Annotated in this window: 8 protein-coding genes; all 8 read right to left on the bottom strand. The window is 71.5% G+C overall.

The features are described from left to right. Positions 1-26: 26 nt before the first annotated feature. Positions 27-6,338 (bottom strand): SDR family NAD(P)-dependent oxidoreductase, encoded by a 6,312-nt coding sequence (locus ACFC51_RS35370; RefSeq protein ID WP_376532852.1) that lies wholly within the window; start codon positions 6,336-6,338, stop codon positions 27-29. Positions 6,339-6,556: 218 nt separating this feature from the next. Next, a complete protein-coding gene (locus tag ACFC51_RS35365) occupies positions 6,557-8,212 on the bottom strand; it encodes an NAD(P)/FAD-dependent oxidoreductase (protein WP_376532850.1) in 1,656 nt (551 codons plus the stop codon). A 57-nt stretch (positions 8,213-8,269) separates the two neighbouring features. After that, on the bottom strand, positions 8,270-11,101 hold the full coding sequence (locus ACFC51_RS35360; RefSeq protein ID WP_376532848.1) for an AAA family ATPase: 2,832 nt from the start codon (positions 11,099-11,101) through the stop codon (positions 8,270-8,272). A 52-nt stretch (positions 11,102-11,153) separates the two neighbouring features. Next, complete coding sequence (locus ACFC51_RS35355; protein WP_376532846.1) at positions 11,154-12,470, bottom strand: cation:proton antiporter; 1,317 nt, start codon at positions 12,468-12,470, stop codon at positions 11,154-11,156. Positions 12,471-12,557: 87 nt separating this feature from the next. Next, positions 12,558-13,832, bottom strand: a complete 1,275-nt coding sequence (locus tag ACFC51_RS35350; protein ID WP_376376050.1) for an NAD(P)/FAD-dependent oxidoreductase — start codon at positions 13,830-13,832, stop codon at positions 12,558-12,560. Between the two features lie 156 nt (positions 13,833-13,988). Continuing rightward, the gene (locus ACFC51_RS35345; protein WP_376376052.1) at positions 13,989-14,996 is read right to left on the bottom strand and encodes an MBL fold metallo-hydrolase; all 1,008 of its coding nucleotides are present in this window, start codon (positions 14,994-14,996) and stop codon (positions 13,989-13,991) included. A gap of 350 nt (positions 14,997-15,346) precedes the next feature. Further along, positions 15,347-15,931, bottom strand: coding sequence for a TetR/AcrR family transcriptional regulator (locus ACFC51_RS35340; protein WP_376376054.1), 585 nt, complete (start codon positions 15,929-15,931; stop codon positions 15,347-15,349). 103 nt (positions 15,932-16,034) lie between these two features. Continuing rightward, the gene (locus ACFC51_RS35335) at positions 16,035-17,597 is read right to left on the bottom strand and encodes an MFS transporter (protein ID WP_376376056.1); all 1,563 of its coding nucleotides are present in this window, start codon (positions 17,595-17,597) and stop codon (positions 16,035-16,037) included. Between the last annotated feature and the right edge of the window lie 46 nt (positions 17,598-17,643).

Below are 17,643 nucleotides of genomic sequence, written 5' to 3'. Positions count from 1 at the left end.
CGTCGGACGGCCTGCTGTGCCAGCCATCACCGCGCCCCGTCCGTCGGAGTCGTCTGGGCGAGCAAGGCGCCCGAAAGGGCCTGGAGGGTGCCGTAGGTCCACAGGAGGGTCGGCGAGAGCCTCAGCCCGAAGGCCGCTTCCAGCCGGTTGCGCAGTTCGAGGCTCATGAGTGAGTCGAGGCCGAGCGAGTCGAACAGGGCGTCCCGTTCGAGGCGTTCGGGGTCGAGCCTCAGCACCCGCGCGGCGAGCTCCCTCACCTCGGCCTCCACGAGGGCGGCGCGGTCCTCCTGCGGTGCCCGGAGCAGCGCGTCCAGGAATGCGCTGCCCGAGACCGCGGCGCCGTCCTCCTCGAGGGCGGCGTACAGGTCGCTCCAGGCACTGAGCGAGACGGTGCCGGGGTAGGCGTCGAACCACCGGCGGGTGTCGACGGGGACGTACCCGACGACCGGCCGGTCCTGGTGCAGCAGCCTGACGAGTGCTGCCCATGCCTCGCCGGGCGGGAAGCTCTCCAGGCCGCGTTCCCCGAGACGGGCGCCTGCCGCGGTGTCCTTCGCCGCGAGACCGATGCCGGCGAACGGACCCCACTGCACGCTCAGGGCCGGCAGCCCGCGCATGCGACGGGACTCGGCGAAGGCGTCCAGGTAGGCGTTCGCCGCGGAGTACGCCGCCTGACCCGGGTTGCCCACCAGGGCCGCCGCGGAGGAGAACATCACGAAGAGGTCCAGGGGGTCCTCGGCGGTGACCGCGTCGAGGTTGCGGACGCCGTCCACCTTGGGCTGGAGCACCTTGGCCATCTGACGTGGTGTGACATGGGCGATCGTGGAGTCGGCGAGTACGCCGGCCGCGTGCACCACCCCTCGCAACGGTGGCAGGCCGGCTTCGCGCAGACCCTCCAGCGCCTGGCGCAGCGCCGGGCGGTCGGTGACGTCGCAGCGCGCGTTCTCGACCCGCACTCCCCGCTCGCGCAGCGCGGCGATGCGCTCCGAGGCTTCGGCGTCCGGGGCGGAGCGGCCGACGAGGACGAGGGAGCCGGCCCCGTGGGCGGCGAGGAACTCGGCCAGTGACAGGCCGAGGGCCCCCAGCCCTCCGGTGATCAGGTAGCTGCCGTCGGTGCGGAAGCGGCCGCCCGGCATCGGTTCGGGAGCGACGTGGCCGACGCCTCGGAAACCGGTGAGCACCAGCCGGGCCAGGGCGTGGTCGTGGGTGATCCCGACGGTCGTCCCGCTCCGCGTGGCGCAGTCGTGGGTCCGGGCCGGCAGCGGCGTGAGGCTGCCCTCGGTGACCATGGCCCAGACGGCGCCGAGCACGCGGGCGAACGTCGCGGGCTTGCGCTCGCGCAGCCCGTCCATGTCGACGGAGGCGAAGCCGGCTCCCTTTCGGAGGAGGAACTCCCGGTCGAGGGAGGGGCCTGCGGCCGAGCCGGCCGTGGCGATCTCCATGAGGCGTCCGTCCTCGGCGAGCAGTTCCCGGGCCTCCGCCGCGGCGGGACCCGTCCGCGGCCCCACGACGACGTCGGCGCCACGGCCACCGGTGGCGTCGCGCACCGCGTCCGGCCATCCGGGGCCCTCCGCGTCGAGCACGAGTTCGGCGCCCGCGCCGAGGAGCAGCTCGCGGTCCGCCGGTCCCGGCACCGTGGCGACGAAGACCCTGGCTCCCTGGCTCCGTGCGACCTGGACGGCCGCGACGGAGTCCGGGAGGGAGGACGAGTGGACGAGTACGGCCTCTCCCGGGGTGAGCCGGCCCACCTCGGCCAGCGCGTACCAGGCCGTCACCGCCGGCAGCGGCAGGGCCACCGCCTCCACGTCGTCCAGCCGCTCGGGAACCCGCTGGACATGGGCGGCCCGAGCCACGGCGTGTCCGGCGAGTGCGCCGGTGCACACCGCGACGACCCGTTCCCCGGTGCGCAGGGCGGAGACGTCCGGCCCCACGGCGGTGATCCTGCCGACGCATTCACGGCCGGACAGCGTCGCCCCGGCGGCCGGGGCCCCGCCCGCCGGCGGTTCGCTCACATCGTCCGGTGACAGCACGGCGGCGGTCACCTCGATCTCGACCTCTCCGGGGCCCGGTGCCCGGCGCGCCAGCGGCAGGAACTCGGCCACCAGGTGACCGCCGCGCCGGACGGGGTCGATACGGAAGGGCTGCTTCACGGTGCGCCGGGCCGGAAGGGCCGCGGAGGCGGCGGGTTCGTCGGTGGCGCCCCGCGTGATGCGGGCCGCCAGCTGCCGTCCGTGGCGCAGAGCCAGCTGGTCCGCTCCCCCGGTGGCGACGATCGCCGCCGCACATGCCCCGGCCCAGTCCGGATCGGAGGCGTCCACGTCGATGAGGCGGGGCTCCAGCTCGGAGTGCTCGCGCTGTGCGACCCGTCCGTAGCCCCAGTAGAGCGCGGCTCCGGGGTCGGGCCTCTCCGTGCCGTCGGCCGCCTGGGCGCGGTCGGTCACCACCGTGAGCCGGGGCAGGGTGGGCAGGCCCGCGCAGGTCCGGATGACGGAGGTGAGATGGCCCAGGCCGCGCTGCTGCGCGTCGGGGCCGGCCGAGGAGCGCGGCGCCACGAAGACGACGCCGGCGGCGTCGGACACATCGGCCAGGGACTCGGACGGGCAGGCGTCGGTGCCGAGGTGGCTGACCTCCGCGCCCTTGCCGGTCAGCGCGCCCGCCAGCGCGTGCGCCATGGCGTCGGTGCCGCCGCAGACGATCCACCGGCCCCGCACGGGCGCTTCAGCGGTCTCGTCCGCGTCGATCGTGCTCCAGCGGATGCGGTGCAGCCGGTCCGCGTCCGCGTCCTGCCCGTCACCGCTGGGCAGCGGCTGGAGCACCAGTCCCCGCATCGCCATGAGCGCGTTCCGCCCGGCGTCGAAGATGTGCACGTCGAGCGTGCCGTCCTCGCGGCGCAGTACGTGCGACCAGAGGGATTCGACGGGCTCCGGCGGGGCGGAGAGGACGTCGATGGAACGTACGGCCGTGGGCATCAGCGCCTCGCCGCCGTCGTCGAGGGCCAGGCAGACCTGGAGCGCGGCGTCCCAGAGGGCCGGGTGCAGGACGTGCGGCCGGTTGCCGGCCAGGAGCTTCCCGCCGAGGTGCACCTCGCCGAGCGCCTCGTCCTGCGAGGGGCTCCGGAACAGGCTCCGGACGCGCTGGAAGGCCGGGCCGTACACCTGGCCGAGCTCGGCGCACCGGCGGTAGAAGTCCTCGGGGTCGGCGGATTCGAGTCCGGTGGCCCACTCCGGGAACAGGGGCGCGGCCGCGGTGCCCTCCCGCTGGTGCGCGCGCGCCGTGGCGATGACGTCCCAGCCGGCGGCGCCCTCGGGGAGGGACAACAGACGCAGGTCGCCACCGGCCGGGGTGTCCTGCCATTCGGTGGTGAACCGCACGGCCTCCCGGCCCAGCGTCACCTGCTTGCGGAAGGCGACGTCGGCGAGCCCGCCGGGCACCGCGCCGGTCCGGGCCAGGGCCGTGTGCATCACCAGGGCCAGCATCCCGGCGCCGGGCAGCACGGGGGTGTCGTACAGCTTGTGGTCGCCCAGCCAGGGCTGGTCCTCCAGGGACAGTTCCAGGGCACCGTGCCAGACGCCGGGCCGGCCGGGAGCCGGGGTGAGCGGGGCCTCGAAGCCCTGGGTCGCTCCGGTGGTGCGGCGGCCCTCGGCGGGCCAGAAGCTGTCCCGCTCCAGGGGGTAGCCGGGAACCGGGTAGCGGCTGTCCCGGGGCAGTGCCCCGAACGGTTCGAGGCCGGTGGTGTAGCCGCGGGCGAGAGCCCGGGCGAAGTCGTCGACGCCGCCCTGCTGCCGGCGCAGCGTGGTCAGGACGGCGGGCGTGGTGGGGTGTCCGGCCGCGAGCTGTTCCAGCGACGGGAAGATCACCGGGTGCGGGCTGACCTCCACGACATGGGTGACGCCGCTGTCGAAGAGCTCCGTCATCGACGTGACGAACTCGATGGGTAGGCACAGGTTCTGGACCCAGTACCCGGCGTCGAGTTCGGTGCCCTCCACCAGCCGGGCGTGGACGGTCGACATGACCTCGGTGGTCCCCGCTCCCGGCCGGACGGGGGCCAGGGCGGTCACGAGGTCCTCGCTCAGCGCCTCCATCCCCGCGCTGTGCGAGGCGTAGTCGATGTTGACCAGACCGCAGTACGTGCCGTCGGCCTCCAGCAGTTCCTTCAGGGCCAGGATGTATTCCCGGTCGCCGGAGAGCACACACGAGCGGGGGCCGTTGTGCGCCGCGAAGGACACCATGTCCTCGAACCCCTCCATGGCGCGCACCGCGGCCTCGCGGTCCAGGTCCACGGCGAGCATCAGCCCGTGCCCCGAGACCCGGTCGGCGATGAGGGTGCCGCGGCGGGCCAGGATCAGAGCGGCGTCGTCGTAGGAGAGGACGCCGGCGAAGGTGGCCGCGGTGATCTCTCCCTGGCTGGTGCCGACCACGACGTCGGGGGCGATGCCCGCGGCCTTCCAGAGCTCGGCCAGACCGAGCGACATCGCCCACAGGGCGGGCTGGAGCACGTCGGTGCGCTCGGTCCAGGTTCCGGCGATGCCGCCTCCGTCCGGTGTGCCGCCGTCCGCAGGGTCTGCATCCGCCGGGCCTCCGGCGAAGATGTCGAGCAGGTCCCAGTCGACGTGAGGGGCGAGCGCCTTGGCGCAGCGGTCGACGACGGAGGCGAACAGGGCGCTGTCGCGGTACAGCTGGTGCCCCATCTCACGCCACTGCGAGCCCTGCCCGGGGAACACGAAGGCGGTCCTGCCGTGCGGTGTCGCACGTCCGGTGGCCACGCCGGCCGTCTCCGCGTCTTCGGCGGAGGATCCGGCGAGAGCCGCGAGGCCGCTGCTCAGCTCCTGGGTGCCGTGGGCGACGAAGGCCGCCCGGTCGGCGAAGTGATCGCGACGCCACGCCAGGGCCCCGGCCACATCGGTGGCCTCGGCTTCATGGGCCGCGAGTTGGTCGTGCAGCTGCGCGGCCCGCCGGGCGAGCAGGGGCGCCCGGCGGGCGGAGAGGGTGACGACCGGAGGGAGACCGGTGGCCGGGGACGCCGGGGTGCGTGTGGCCTCGGCCGCTTCCGGCGGCGGGCTGGCGACGACGACATGGGCGTTCGTGCCGCCCCAGCCGAAGGAGTTGACGCCGAGGTAGACGGGGCCCTCGGCGGGCAGCCGCAGGGGTTCCCGTACGACCGTGAGGTTCAGCTCGTCGAAGGGGATGTCGGGGTTCAGCTCTTCGGCGTGCAGGGTCGGGGGCACGACCCGGTGGCGCAGTGAGAGCAGCACCTTGATCAGTCCCGCCAGTCCGGAACTTCCCTCCAGATGGCCGATGTTGGTCTTCACCGAGCCGATCGGCAGCGGATCTCCCGCCGGCCGCGCGAGGCCGAGGACGGTGCCGAGCGCTCCGGCCTCGGTCGGGTCGCCGCGCTTCGTACCGGTGCCGTGGGCCTCGACGTACGAGAGGGCCGCGGCGGGCACGCTCCGGCCCCCGTAGCTGCGGCGCAGCAGGTCCTCCTGGCCCTCCTGACTCGGGCTCACCAGGCTGTGACCGCCACCGTCGTTGTTCGTCAGGGTGCTGACGAGCACCCCGTGCACGCGATCGCCGTCCTCCAGCGCCCGGCTCAGGGTCTTGAGGTATACCGCGGCGACGCCCTCGCCGCGGACGAAGCCGTTGGCCGACCGGGAGAACGAGGCGCAGCGTCCGTCGGGTGACAGACCGCCGAAGTGGGTGAGTCCCACGGTCACATGGGGGTCCATCATCAGGTTGGTGCTGCCGACGATCGCCGCTTCGATGTCTCCCTGGCGCAGGGCCCGGGCGGCCAGGTCGAGCCCGACCAGTCCTGAGGAGCAGCCGGTGTCGACGGCCAGGCTGGGTCCGCGCAGCTTCATGAAGTACGACAGCCGGTTGGCGAGGATGTCGCGTCCGGTGCCCACGAGCGTGTGCGAGGTGTGGCGGGCGCCGCGCGCCTTGCGCAGCAGTTCGTAGTCGTGCCAGACGGTCGCCACGTAGACACCGGTACGGCTGCCGGCGAGATCGGCGGCCCGCTGCCCCGCGTCCTCGAGGGCGCGCCACCCCACCTCCAGGAGCAGTCGCTGCTGAGGATCCATGGCGGCGGCCTCACGGGGTGACACGCCGAAGAACCCCGCATCGAAGAGGTCGATGTCGTCCAGGAAGCCGCCGACCGCGGGGATGCGCAGCTGGGGGTCGAGCGGTGCGGCGCTGTCCCAGCGGTCCGGCGGGACCGGGCGGACCGCTTCCCGGCGGTCCGTCATGAGCGTCCAGAGACTGTCGGTGTCCGGCGCTCCCGGGAACCGGCCGGCCATGCCGACGACGGCGATCAGGTCCGCGGGGTCAAGCGGTGCGTGCGGGTTCATTCGCTGCCTTCTCGTCCAGGAGTGATGGGCCGGTCCCGACCGTGCCGCGCCGGGAGGTGCAAGCTTGTCTTCCGGGGCCTCGACGGCTGCTTTCCGCAGCCGGATTCCCTCCGCTCGCCTGCACTTCAGAATAGGAGCCGGCCCTCCCCGGGAATACCCCCTCCTCCATCGGCTGGCGGGAATTCCCGGGGCCCCCTAGAGGAGCAATAGGGGTGGGGTCACCTACCGGCCCGAAGACGCATGCGCACGAGCCCCTTACTGGCATTGATCATGCGCTTTCCGATTTCCGGAGGTGCGTCCTTCCGGCACCATCGGGCATTCATCGCCATCTTCGCGGGCGACATGGCGAAGCACCGGGTGTCACGCTCTCCGAATTTGAATGACGGGGCGATGAAGTCTGCGTCACGAATGTAGGTCAGAATCTTCTGGGCGGCGTCACCGGGCCGTTCGGTGCCCGCCTCGACCTCGCGGCACAACTCTCTGGTGATCCGCCCCATCTCGTTGAACCCGGAGCTGACGGGGAGCGGTGACCCCGGGTGCCCGTGCGTCTCCAGCTCCCGGAAGACGGCGTCGTCCCCCGTGCGTTCGAACCGGTAGTAGGCGTCCTCCAGCATCACGTTCCCGAGCATGGTGCCGAGCATCCAGGTGCGGTTGACCGCGTTCCACAGTTCGTAGTCCCCGAATCCCACGAACGAGCTGTAGACGATGTCGTCGTGGAAGTCGAACAGACCCTGCTGGAGCTCTTCCAGGTATCCGAAGCGCTCCATGGACCAGTCGCCGTCCTTCGAGGCCTGGATGATGCGCCAGCCCAGGGAGTTGATGAGTTCGAGCGTGTTGGTCAGGCCGCGCGAGTACAGGGCGTCGATGAAGCCGGCCGCGTGGGAGGTGAGGCAGAACCGCTCGCCGACGACCTGCTTGGCCGAGTACTGGAGCCGCCCGGTCGAGACCCAGGGGCGCACCGCCCTGGCACCGCGGAACTGGTGGGCGATCTCCGGGAACCGCTGCAGGAAGTCGTCGAACTCCTGCTGGGGGGTCTGGTCCCCCTTGGGGTACACCCGTGGGTCCAGGGTGAGACCCACGCTGCACAGCGGGTTGAGGGAGTCCGCGTGGTTGTCGAACGGGATCACCCACAGCCAGCCACCGTCGAAGACGTGGTGCAGGGTGCCGTGGTGCCAGGGGTTCGGCTGGTCGTGGTTCCGGGCTGCGGGCGACTTGTCGAAGGCTTCCACGCCCGTCATGTGCGTGAACAGGCACCGCGAGTGGGTCCTGGCCCGGGTGGGCGTCTCCCGGAGGGAGAACTTCTCGGCCAGCGGTGAGCGGAAGCCGCTTCCGTCCACCACGTAGCTGGCGCGGAACTCCTCGCCGCCGTCCGTACGCAGCACGGCGCCGGTGTCCGGGTCGGTCTCGATGTCGACGATCCGGGTGTTCAGTCGCGGGTGGGCCCCGTACTTGACGGCGACATGGAAGAGATACGCGTCGATGTCCTGCCGGAACAGATGGGTCTCCGTGCGCAGCACGGAGGGCACCACCAGCTGGTTTATCTCCTGAGCGTTCTGGGGCCGGCCCTCGCTGTGGTAGACGAATCCGAAATTCTGCTTCTGGCCGCAGTTGCGCGACACCTTGTCCCGGATTCCCTTGAAGCTGGAAAGCGCCCGCAGTTCCGGGACCTGGTAGCGATCGGCGACGAGCCGGGTCATTCCCGAGGTGTACGGAATGGTGGACTCACCGACGGCGAAGCGCGGGTGCGTCCCGGCATCCAGCAGCAGAACCTTGACCCCGTTCCTCGCCAGGACGGCACCGAGCATGCCCCCGGCCATACCGCTGCCGAGGATGGCCACATCGTATTTCTCTTTACGCCCCATGGTGTTCTTCATTTCTCCTCGATCAGTCGGTGTCGTAGGTCCTGTCGGTGCGCCCGCCGTGACGGCGCATCAGCCGGCGGCTGCCTCGATGACGTCGCCCCGGGGGAGATCACCACGGGCACGCACGCCGAGCTTCCGGAAAATGCGGGTGAGGTGCTGCTCGACCGTGCTGACCGTGATTCCCAGGCCGTCGGAGATCTCTTTGTTGGTCCGGCCCCGGGCGGCGAGGGCGGCCACCCTCCGCTCGGCGGGGCTCAGCAGGTGGAAGGCCCGCTCCGCCGAACCGTGTTCCCTTCTCGCGGACGCGATCGGCACGGGCAGAGCCGATCGGATCTCCTCGGCGTAGTCCGGCGTGCCGCACTCCTCGGCGAGCCCGGCCGCCCGGCCGGTCAGTGCCTCGGCCCGGTCGAACCGGCCGGCCCGCGCGTGGACGGCCCCGAGGTCTGCCAGCGCCCCGGCCAGCTGGAGCCGGTCGCCCGACTCCTCCAGGATCGCCACGGCCCCGGTCAGCAGGGTGCCGCGCTGCGAAGGGCGGCTTGCCGCGGCCAGGGAGCGCAGGGAGATCCCCCGGGTGCGGGAGAGCCCGCTGCCGGCCAGCGCGAGCTGCTCACGGGCGAGGGCGAGGGCGCCCGCGGTGTCCCCCAGAGCGAGCCGCGCGCGTGCCGCCCCGGAGCGCCACGGCACGAGGGCCGGCTGGTCCAGGCCCCACCGGACCATCAGCTCACCGCAGTTGAGGAAGTCGTCCAGTGCCGCCTGGGGCTGCCCGGTCGCCACGTAGTGACTGCCCCGGGCGTGCAGGTAGTACAGGCCGAAGCGGCTGTGGAAGATGCCCGACGGGAGCGGGACCTCCAGGTACTCCGCCGCTGCGGAGTGGGCTCCGATGTCGGTGTTGGCCTGGACGAGGTTGGCCAGCGGCCCCCCGATGCACACGCCCCAGCTCTCCGGGGGCACCTGGGCCAGCGCGGCTTCGGCGAGCTCGCGCGCCTGGAGCGGGCTCCCTCGGCGCAGTGCGATACCCGCCCTCAGTGAGGAGAACTCGGCGATCCAGAGCGGAACCCTGCGACTGTGCGACTGCGCGAGCCAGTGGTCACACCAGTCGGCGGCCTCCTGGGTCCGGTCGGCGAACAGGAGGGCGGACACCGCGCAGGTGAGCCACTCGTGCGTGTTCCTCCCGAGCCGCATGGCGCGCATCGACGCCTGGGCGGCGGCGACCGCCTCCGGCCCGGCCCCCTGCCGCAGCACGTCCGACAGCGCGGCCGCTCCCCTGCTGCGTGGATCACCGGGGAGGGAGGCCCGCTGCCGCGCGGACGTCGACCGCGAACCCCCGGGCACGAGTCCTGGATAGGTGGCGGAGAGGAGTTCCCGGGTGGCGCGTGCCTCGGCCGCGGCGATCGGATCGGGCTCGTCACCACTCCGGATGATCCGCCCGATGGCGTCCGCGGCCTCGTCGTACCTGCCGTGCCAGAGGAGGTACTTGGCCAGCATGAGGGAGTAGTGGTCGGGCAGTCTCCCGTCGCGTACCGCCTGGGCGAGCTCCACCAGGTGCCTGGCGCCGATCGACGGGTCGAGCACCCATGCCGTGCCGGCCAGCAGAGCCTTGATCCTCAGCCGCTCGGTCTCGCCGTCGCACGCCCGCAGGGCCGCCTCGAGGCAGCCCTGCGCCTCGGCCGGCCTGCTCGCCGCCAGATGCCGCTCGGCGGCCTCCCTCAGCTGGGGTACGGCCCACGGGGAGCCGGAGGGCACTCCCCCCGCGAGCAGGTGCCGGGCGACCTCGACGGCCGGCGCTCCCTCCTCGTACAGGAGGGCCGAAGCCCGCCGGTGCAGCGCGGACCGTTCCTGTCCGGTGAGACCGCCGAGCGCGGCGGTACGCAGTGCGGGGTGGCGCGGCCGTCCGCCGGCGAGCAGACCCGCGGAGTCGAGCGCCCGCATCCCACGCGCCAGCACGGCACCTTCCACCTCCGCCAGCCGGGCCACCAGCTCCGGTGCGGCACTGTCGTCGTGCAGGACGACGAGCGCCTCGACGATCCGCAGGAGGGCGGGCCACCCTCGGTGCAGGCAGCCGGTCACGGCGTCCAGGAACGCGTCGCCGACCGCGAGCCGTGGCCCGGATTCCCCGGTTCCGGCCACGGCGGTCCTCGGTGCCCCGGTCCCGAGATGCCGGCTGTCCTCCGCGAGCGCCCGGACCAGCAGCGGGTTGCCGCCGCTGACGGCGTGGCAGTCCGCTGCCAGGGCGGGCGCGATGCCGGTGGGGCCGTGCTGGGACAGGACGGTGGCCACTCCGTCGGGAGTCAGCCGCTCGACCGTCATGGGCCGGTATCCGGGCCGGCGCAGCAGTTCGGCACGGAGCCGTGGATCCGCGGGCCGGGACAGCGTGCACTCGCTCATCACCAGCGTGATGCGGGCGGAACTCAGCCTCCGCAGCAGGAGAAGCAGCCAGTGGACGGACAGCGAGTCCGTGAACTGCACGTCGTCGACGCACAGCAGCAGCGGGGTGCGTTCCGCGTCCTGTTCGACGGCCTCACACAGCCGTTGCAGGGTGCGGGCGGTCTCCGGTTCGAGGGCGGAGGGCCCGAGCTCCGTCACCGACGGATCCGCCCCGCCGTGCTCGGCCGTGCGGCCCGACAGGGCAGCCAGAGCCTTCCGGTCCTGGGGCGGGAGGTCGATGTCCCGCAGCAGCTGGCCGAGTACGGCGCCCGGCGACTCGCGCTCCGCGAGGGAGCCGGCGGCGCCGTGGACCTGGAACCCCAGCCGGGCGGCGCGGGTGGCGGCCTCGGCCAGGAACGCCGTCTTCCCGCAACCGATGCCGCCCGCGACGAGCGTCACCTGGCCGGCGCCGCCGGCACTCCGCCGGAGCATGTCCGCAAGCGCGGTGAGCTCCCTCTCCCGTTCGACCAAGCGCATGATGTGTCCCTTCGCTCCCGCCTGGATTCCCTCCGGACCTGCCGACTCCCGGCTACAGCGGTGCCCCGGCCCGGTTCGCGGACGGGGCCGGCTCCGGATCGGCGTCGGGCCGCGCCGCAGCCCCGGCCGCTTCGGCCGCCCCGGCCTTCTCGGACCCGGTGTCCTCGGCTGCCGCCCCGGCCCGGATACGCGACAGCAGGGGGCCCGTCATCACTGTGGTGACCACGGCCATGACCACCATCAGCGAGTAGAGGGAGCCGTCCAGGAGCCCCAGCTTGAGCCCGACCCCGAGGATGACCAGCTCGGTCAGGCCCCGGGTGTTCATCAGTGCGGCGAGCGTCGCGGCCGACTGCCGTGGCAGCCGTTGCGACCGCGCTCCGAAGTAGGTGCCGCCGAACTTGCCCAGCACGGCCACGACCAGGATCAGTGCGAGTTCCAGCAGGCCCGACGTACCGATGCCGCTCAGGTCCACCTGGAATCCGGCGACCACGAAGTAGACGGGGAGCAGCAGCGAGGTCAGGTGCCCGGTGCGGTCGTGGACGTCGGCCCGCAGTGCCGCGGCCCCCTCCCGCGGCACCACGAGTCCGAAGAGGAAGGCACCGAAGATGTGGTGCATGCCCATCGCCTCGGTGGCGGCGGCCGACAGGAGTGCCCCGATGATGACGACGGCGAAGACGAGCGGGCCGGCCGAGGCGGGTCTGCCGGCCGGCGTGAGGTAGCGGCCCAGGAGCGGCCGTACGACGAACAGCATGACCGCCAGGTACGGCAGGACGAGGGCGACCTGCCAGTGGCTGCCCCCCGCGCCGACGGACGCGTTGACCGCGGCGAGCGCCGCCCAGGCCACCACGTCGACGAACGCCGCTGTGGCCAGGGCGATTCCGCCGATGGCCGTGCGGCTGAGGCCACGGTCGGTGAGGATGCGGGCCAGCACCGGAAACGCCGTCACCGATACGGCGAGACCGATGAAGACGAGGAAGGCCCCCCTTTCGGGCGTGTGATGGCGGGCCAGCAGGACGAAGGCCAGTCCGATGCCGAGGACGAACGGCACGACGGTCGAGCCGATCGCCGCCGCAGCGGTCACCCGCCCGTTGCCCTTGAGCGTCTTGCCCTCGATCTCCAGACCGATGGCGAACATGAAGAGCGCGACGCCGAGGTTGGCGATCCCGATCAGCATCGGACGCACCTCGTCGGGAAAGAGGGTCTCGCTCATGACCCCGCTGAACAGGGTCGGGCCGAGAAGCACTCCGGCGAGGATCTCGCCGACGACCGGTGGCTGCTGGACCCGGGTCGCCAGATGGCCGAGACCTCGCGCCATGATGAGTATGAGCGCGATATCGAAGAAGAGAATCTGCAACTGATGGCTGGTCATTACCCCGTGGCCCTCATCAATAGGCTGCGCGCGGCTTTTCGGACACACCTGTGGCAGCCGCGGCGCTGCGGCTGCCACAGGTGAATTTCAGGACTTCTGTATCTCCGGCTGTGACACGTCGGCGATGAGGTCGTCCAGCCCGATGTGGAACATCGGGTGGTTACCGCTCAGACCGGAGATGAGCGTGACGAAGTCGTCCGCGGGCTTGCGCTCGTGCTCGGGGTCGATCATCTCCTGCGCGAGGCTGTGGTAGAACTCCTTGTACTTCGTGCGGTCGTAGAACCGCTCGACGAATTCGCGGATCTCGTCGAAGAATCCCGAATACGCCGTGGCGTACCGGTCGAGCGCCTTGGTCTCGATCTCCGGGTGCTTGATGATCTGGTCGACGATCTGCGCGAGCGTGCTGCCGGCGAGCGACGCCAGGGCGACACCGGTGGAGAACAGGGGGTCGACGAAGGCCGCGGAGTCACCGACGAGCACCCAGCCGTCGCCGTAGAACCGGTCCGAGTGGTAGGACCAGTCCCGGGCGGTGCGGAAGCCCGCGGACTGCCGCGCGTTGGCCAGCATGTGCTTGAGCTTGGTCGTCCGGCCGACCTCCGAGCGGAACAGGTCCTCGAGGGACTGCCCGCCCTCACCCGCGGTCGCGGAGCGCGTGACGTAGCCGACGCTGATGGTTCCCTTGTCGATCGGGATCGCCCAGAACCAGCCCTCGTCCAGGCCTTCGATCAGGATGTTCGTGTACTCGTCGCCCTCGAGGCGCTCGCAGTTGTCGTAGTACGTCCACACCGCGACGTTGCGCAGCTCCTCGTGCCACTTGACGTCGGTGAACCGACGGCTGAGGACACGCGCCTGCCCGGAGGCGTCGACCACGAGGCCCGCTCGCACCTCACGCACACCGTCCATGCCGCGCAGGGCGTAACGGATGCCGACCACGCGGCCGTTCTCCTCGATGGGCTCCTTGACCGTGGCGTCCTCGATGATGTGCGCGCCCAGTTCACGGGCGCGGTCGAGGATCAACGCGTCCAGGTCCGCCCGGCGGGTGTGGAACGCGTACGGGTACTTGCCCTTGAGGAACCCGAACTTCCACGGAACCTGGTTGTTGCCCCACACGAGGCTCCCGCCGTACTTGCGCTCGAATCCGCGCTCGTCCATGCGCTCCGTGAGGCCCATCTCCTCCATGGGACGCATGAAAGCCGGAATGAGCGATTCACCGACGTGATAGCGCGGGAATCGCTCACGGTCGAGCACGAGTACGCGATGTCCTCGCTTGGCGAGGAGGCCGGCCGTCGTGGCTCCTGCCGGGCCCCCTCCGATGACGATGACGTCATACTCGGCGGAAATGCCGAAGATACTGGACGACATGCGTAGACCTTCCTCTAGTCCTATGCAGAAGCAGACGACCGCGGATTTTTCCGTACCCGCCGCATTGCGCCTCGTCAGTCTGCATCGGACCAACTGGAGAGAGTCTGCATCCCTTCTGTAGATCTCCTGGTCGGTTCTGCACAGTGTTCGGAAGATTCAGTTCCGGCCAAGCACGCGTGACCCTCCGACGGGGAGGTCCCAGAGGTCCGCGGCGGGCCGGCCGGCCGCCTCCCAGGCGGCACGCACCCGGTGCAGGGGTTCGAGCGGCGGCTCTGCGGAGAGCAGGAACGTCGCCCAGTGCATCGGGGACAGGATCCGCGCGCCGAGGTCCGCGCAGGCCTGGACGGCCTCCTCGGGAGAGGTGTGGACGGGGGACAGCATCCAGCGCGGTTCGTACGCACCGATCGGCAGGAGCGCCACATCGATCCCCGGATAGCGTCGTCCGATCTCGGCGAACCAGTGGCCGAAGCCGGTGTCACCCGCGAAGTAGAGGCGCTGCCCGCCCGGTGCCGTGAGCATCCACCCTCCCCAGAGGCTGCGACAGGTGTCGGTCGCGCCGCGACGGCTCCAGTGGTGGGAGGGCACGAAGTCGAAGCGGACCGGGCCGGCTTCGCCCTTCAGCTCCACCGCCTCCCACCAGTCGAGTTCGGTGACCTGGGTGAACCGCCTGCCACGGACCCACTCGGCGAGCCCGGCCGGGACGAACACCGGGGTGTCCCTCGGCAGCCTGTCCAGCGTGGGGGCGTCCAGGTGGTCGTAGTGGTTGTGGCTGATGACCACGGCGTCGACCGGCGGAAGGTCCTCCCAGGGGACACCGACCGGGGTCACCCGCCGGGGGGTTCCCACGATCCGCTGCGACCAGACGGGGTCCGTGAGGACGGTGAGGCCGCCGATCCGCACCACGTGGCTGGCGTGCCCGGCCCAGGTCACGGACAGCTCCCCGGGGGTGACATCGGGCAGCGGCTCCGGGCGGAAGGGCAGGTCGGGAATCTGGGCCCGGCCCTCGGCGGAGGGACGCAGGCGCTCGCCGCGCAGCGCCAGCCGGACGAAGTCGGAGACTCCGGGCAGGGGCGAGGTCAGCCGGTCGGTGAACGATCTCGGCCAGTTGCGGACCTCTCCCTGCGGCCGGGGCGGGGAGAGCGGGGGGTGAGCCTCAGCACTCATCGTTACTCCGTTCGTGACAGGCCGGATCCGGGCCAGGCCGGGCACCGCGGCCGGGAGACCGTGTCGTCGACAGGCAGGATCTGCGTTCCGGGGCACGGGGCCGGGACCGTTCCGGGACCCGGCCGGGCGTCAAGGGTGTGGTCGCGGGCCGCCGACGGAGGTCCCTCGCCAGGGCCGGGAGCGGGGACGTGATGCCGCAGAGCGGCGCCCTCATGCCGGACGCGTGCGGGCGTGGTGGAAGGTGGCGAGGCGGCCGTCATGCCACCCCGCCCGGGCTTCCGGGATGTTCCGGTGCTTTTCAGGGCCCATCGGAGCCTTTCAGCGCCTCTCGGGACCTCTCGGGACCGGTGTCAGGCGGCCGAGCCGTCACGCACGAGGGCCCCGTTGAGCACGCCGTCGATCATGTCCCGGATCTGGTCGTCCTCGAGCGGCCGGCCCTGGCCCAGGAAGAGCCGCAGGATCACGACGCCTCCCAGCATGTCCACCACCCCGGTGACGTTGACGTCCTTCCGCACGGCACCCTCCTCACGGCCCCGGATCAGGACCGCCTTCACGGCGTCGCGCCACGGGCAGACCCACGATTCCATGTGGCTGGACGGGAAGTTCGGGTCGCTGACGGCCTGGGCGGCGAGGTGCGGCAGGAGCCGCCCCTCGGGGGCCGTCAGCAGCCCGGTCCTGAGCCAGCAGGTCATGGCGAACAGGTCCTCGTGAAGGTCGCCGGTCTCCGCCACGTCGAAGTCGGCCATCAACGTGTCGAGCGCGTTGATGATCATCTCTTCCTTCGACTTCCAGCGCCGGTACACGGTCGCCCGGCCGACGCCGGCCCGCCGGGCCACCTGCTCCATCGTCAGGCCCTGGAATCCGGTCTCTCCGAGCAGCGTGACCGTTGCCTGGAGGATGGCGGAGTCCGCCTGTCGGTTGCGCGGGCGTCCCACTCGCCGGGGACCGGCTGATCGACCTTCACGGGTGTCATGCATCTATACCGTCAGCCCCTCCGTATGCACGTCGGCACGGTCCCAGTACGCCACGAAACCCTCATCATACGTGCTCGGGCGCAGACCGGAGGGGTTCGGTCTCGAGCCCGGTGGACGCGTGCGGGACGGACTTCGGCGGCATCCAGACGAACACCACCGCGGCCAGGACGAGGAGCACCGCGGATCCCCCGATCAGTGCGAGGTCCATGCTGTCCACGTAGGCCTGGCGCGCCGCCGCGGCGAGTTCCTCGCCCTTCGGACCGATCTGCTGCGCGACACGCAGCGCCGCTCCGACCGTGTCGCCCGCCGCGTCCGCCGCCTCCTCGGGAAGGCCCCGCGTCGCGGACTCCATCTCGTCCCGGTACCCGGTTCCCAGCACGCTGCCGAGGACGGCGACCCCGATGACGCCGCCGACCTGCCGGAAGGCACTGGTCGAACCGGAGGCCTCACCCGACTTCTCGTCAGGGACGGTGGCGAGTGCGGTGTGCATCGCGATGGCGAGGGTCAGTCCGATACCGATGCCGAGCATGATCTGGCAGAGGGCCACCTGGGTGTCGCTGGAGTCGACCTCCGTCGTCGTGAAGAGCAGCAGACCGCCGGCCATCAGGAGCAGTCCCGCGGTCACGGGGCCACGCGGCCCCACCCGCGGGGCCAGCCGCTCTGCGGTGCCCGCGCCCACCATCACGGCGAGGACCACGGGCAGCATGCGAACGCCGGTCCCGAGGGAGGAGTTGCCGAGCACGGCCTGGAGGTACGGGCTGAGCATGAACAGGAAGCCGGTCATGGCGAAGTGGACGAAGAGCAGAGCGATCACTGCGGCGCCGAAGTACCGGTTCCGGAAGGCCAGCACGTCCAGGAGCGGGTGAGGGGTGGCCCGCTCCCGCAGCACGAAGAGGAGCAGCAGCACGAGTCCGGCGGCGGAGCCGCCCAGCGTCTCGGTGCTCAGCCAGCCTTCCTCGGGCGCCCGGGTCAGCGCGAAGGTGAGCGATCCCAGTCCGAGGACGGACAGCACGGCACCCTGCCAGTCGAAGGCGTGCTCACGCTTGCCCGTGTGCGCGGGGAACAGCAGCAGCCCGGCGACCATGGCCACGAGGAGGATCGGGATGTTGATGAGGAAGACCGACCCCCACCAGAAGTGCTCCAGCAGCCAGCCGCCCGCCAGCGGGCCGATCGGCAGCCCGAGAGCCACACCGGCCGACCAGATCGCCAGGGCCCGGGCCCGCTCCTTCGGGGCGAAGAGCACGGGCAGCATGGCGAGCGACACCGGAGTGACGATGGCCGCACCGAGGCCCATCAGCGCACGACCGAGGATCAACTCCCCCGAGGTGTCCACGTACATGGCGTAGGCGGACGCGAGACCGAACACCGCGAGGCCCGCGATCAGCAGGCGCTTGCGGCCGATCCGGTCCGCGAACACGCCGAAGGGCAGCATCAGGCTCGCGAAGACCAGCAGGTAGGCGTTGTGAAACCACTGCAGGTCGGAGTTGGTGGCATCCAGGGCCTCTACGAGCTCCGGCATCGCCACATAGAGGATCGTCGCGTCGAGGCCATTGACCAGGACGCAGATGACGAGGACGGCGAGCGCCCACCATCGCTTCGGGCTGCTCCAGACTGCGGGACCGGACACAGTGCACTCCTTGAAGAGTTTTGATACGAGACTGTCCCGTATCAAA

This window comes from Streptomyces sp. NPDC055962, from assembly GCF_042270185.1.
Lineage (GTDB): Bacteria > Actinomycetota > Actinomycetes > Streptomycetales > Streptomycetaceae > Streptomyces.
Note: the sequence above shows the minus strand (reverse complement) of the source record. Positions and strands in the feature narration are given on the sequence as shown.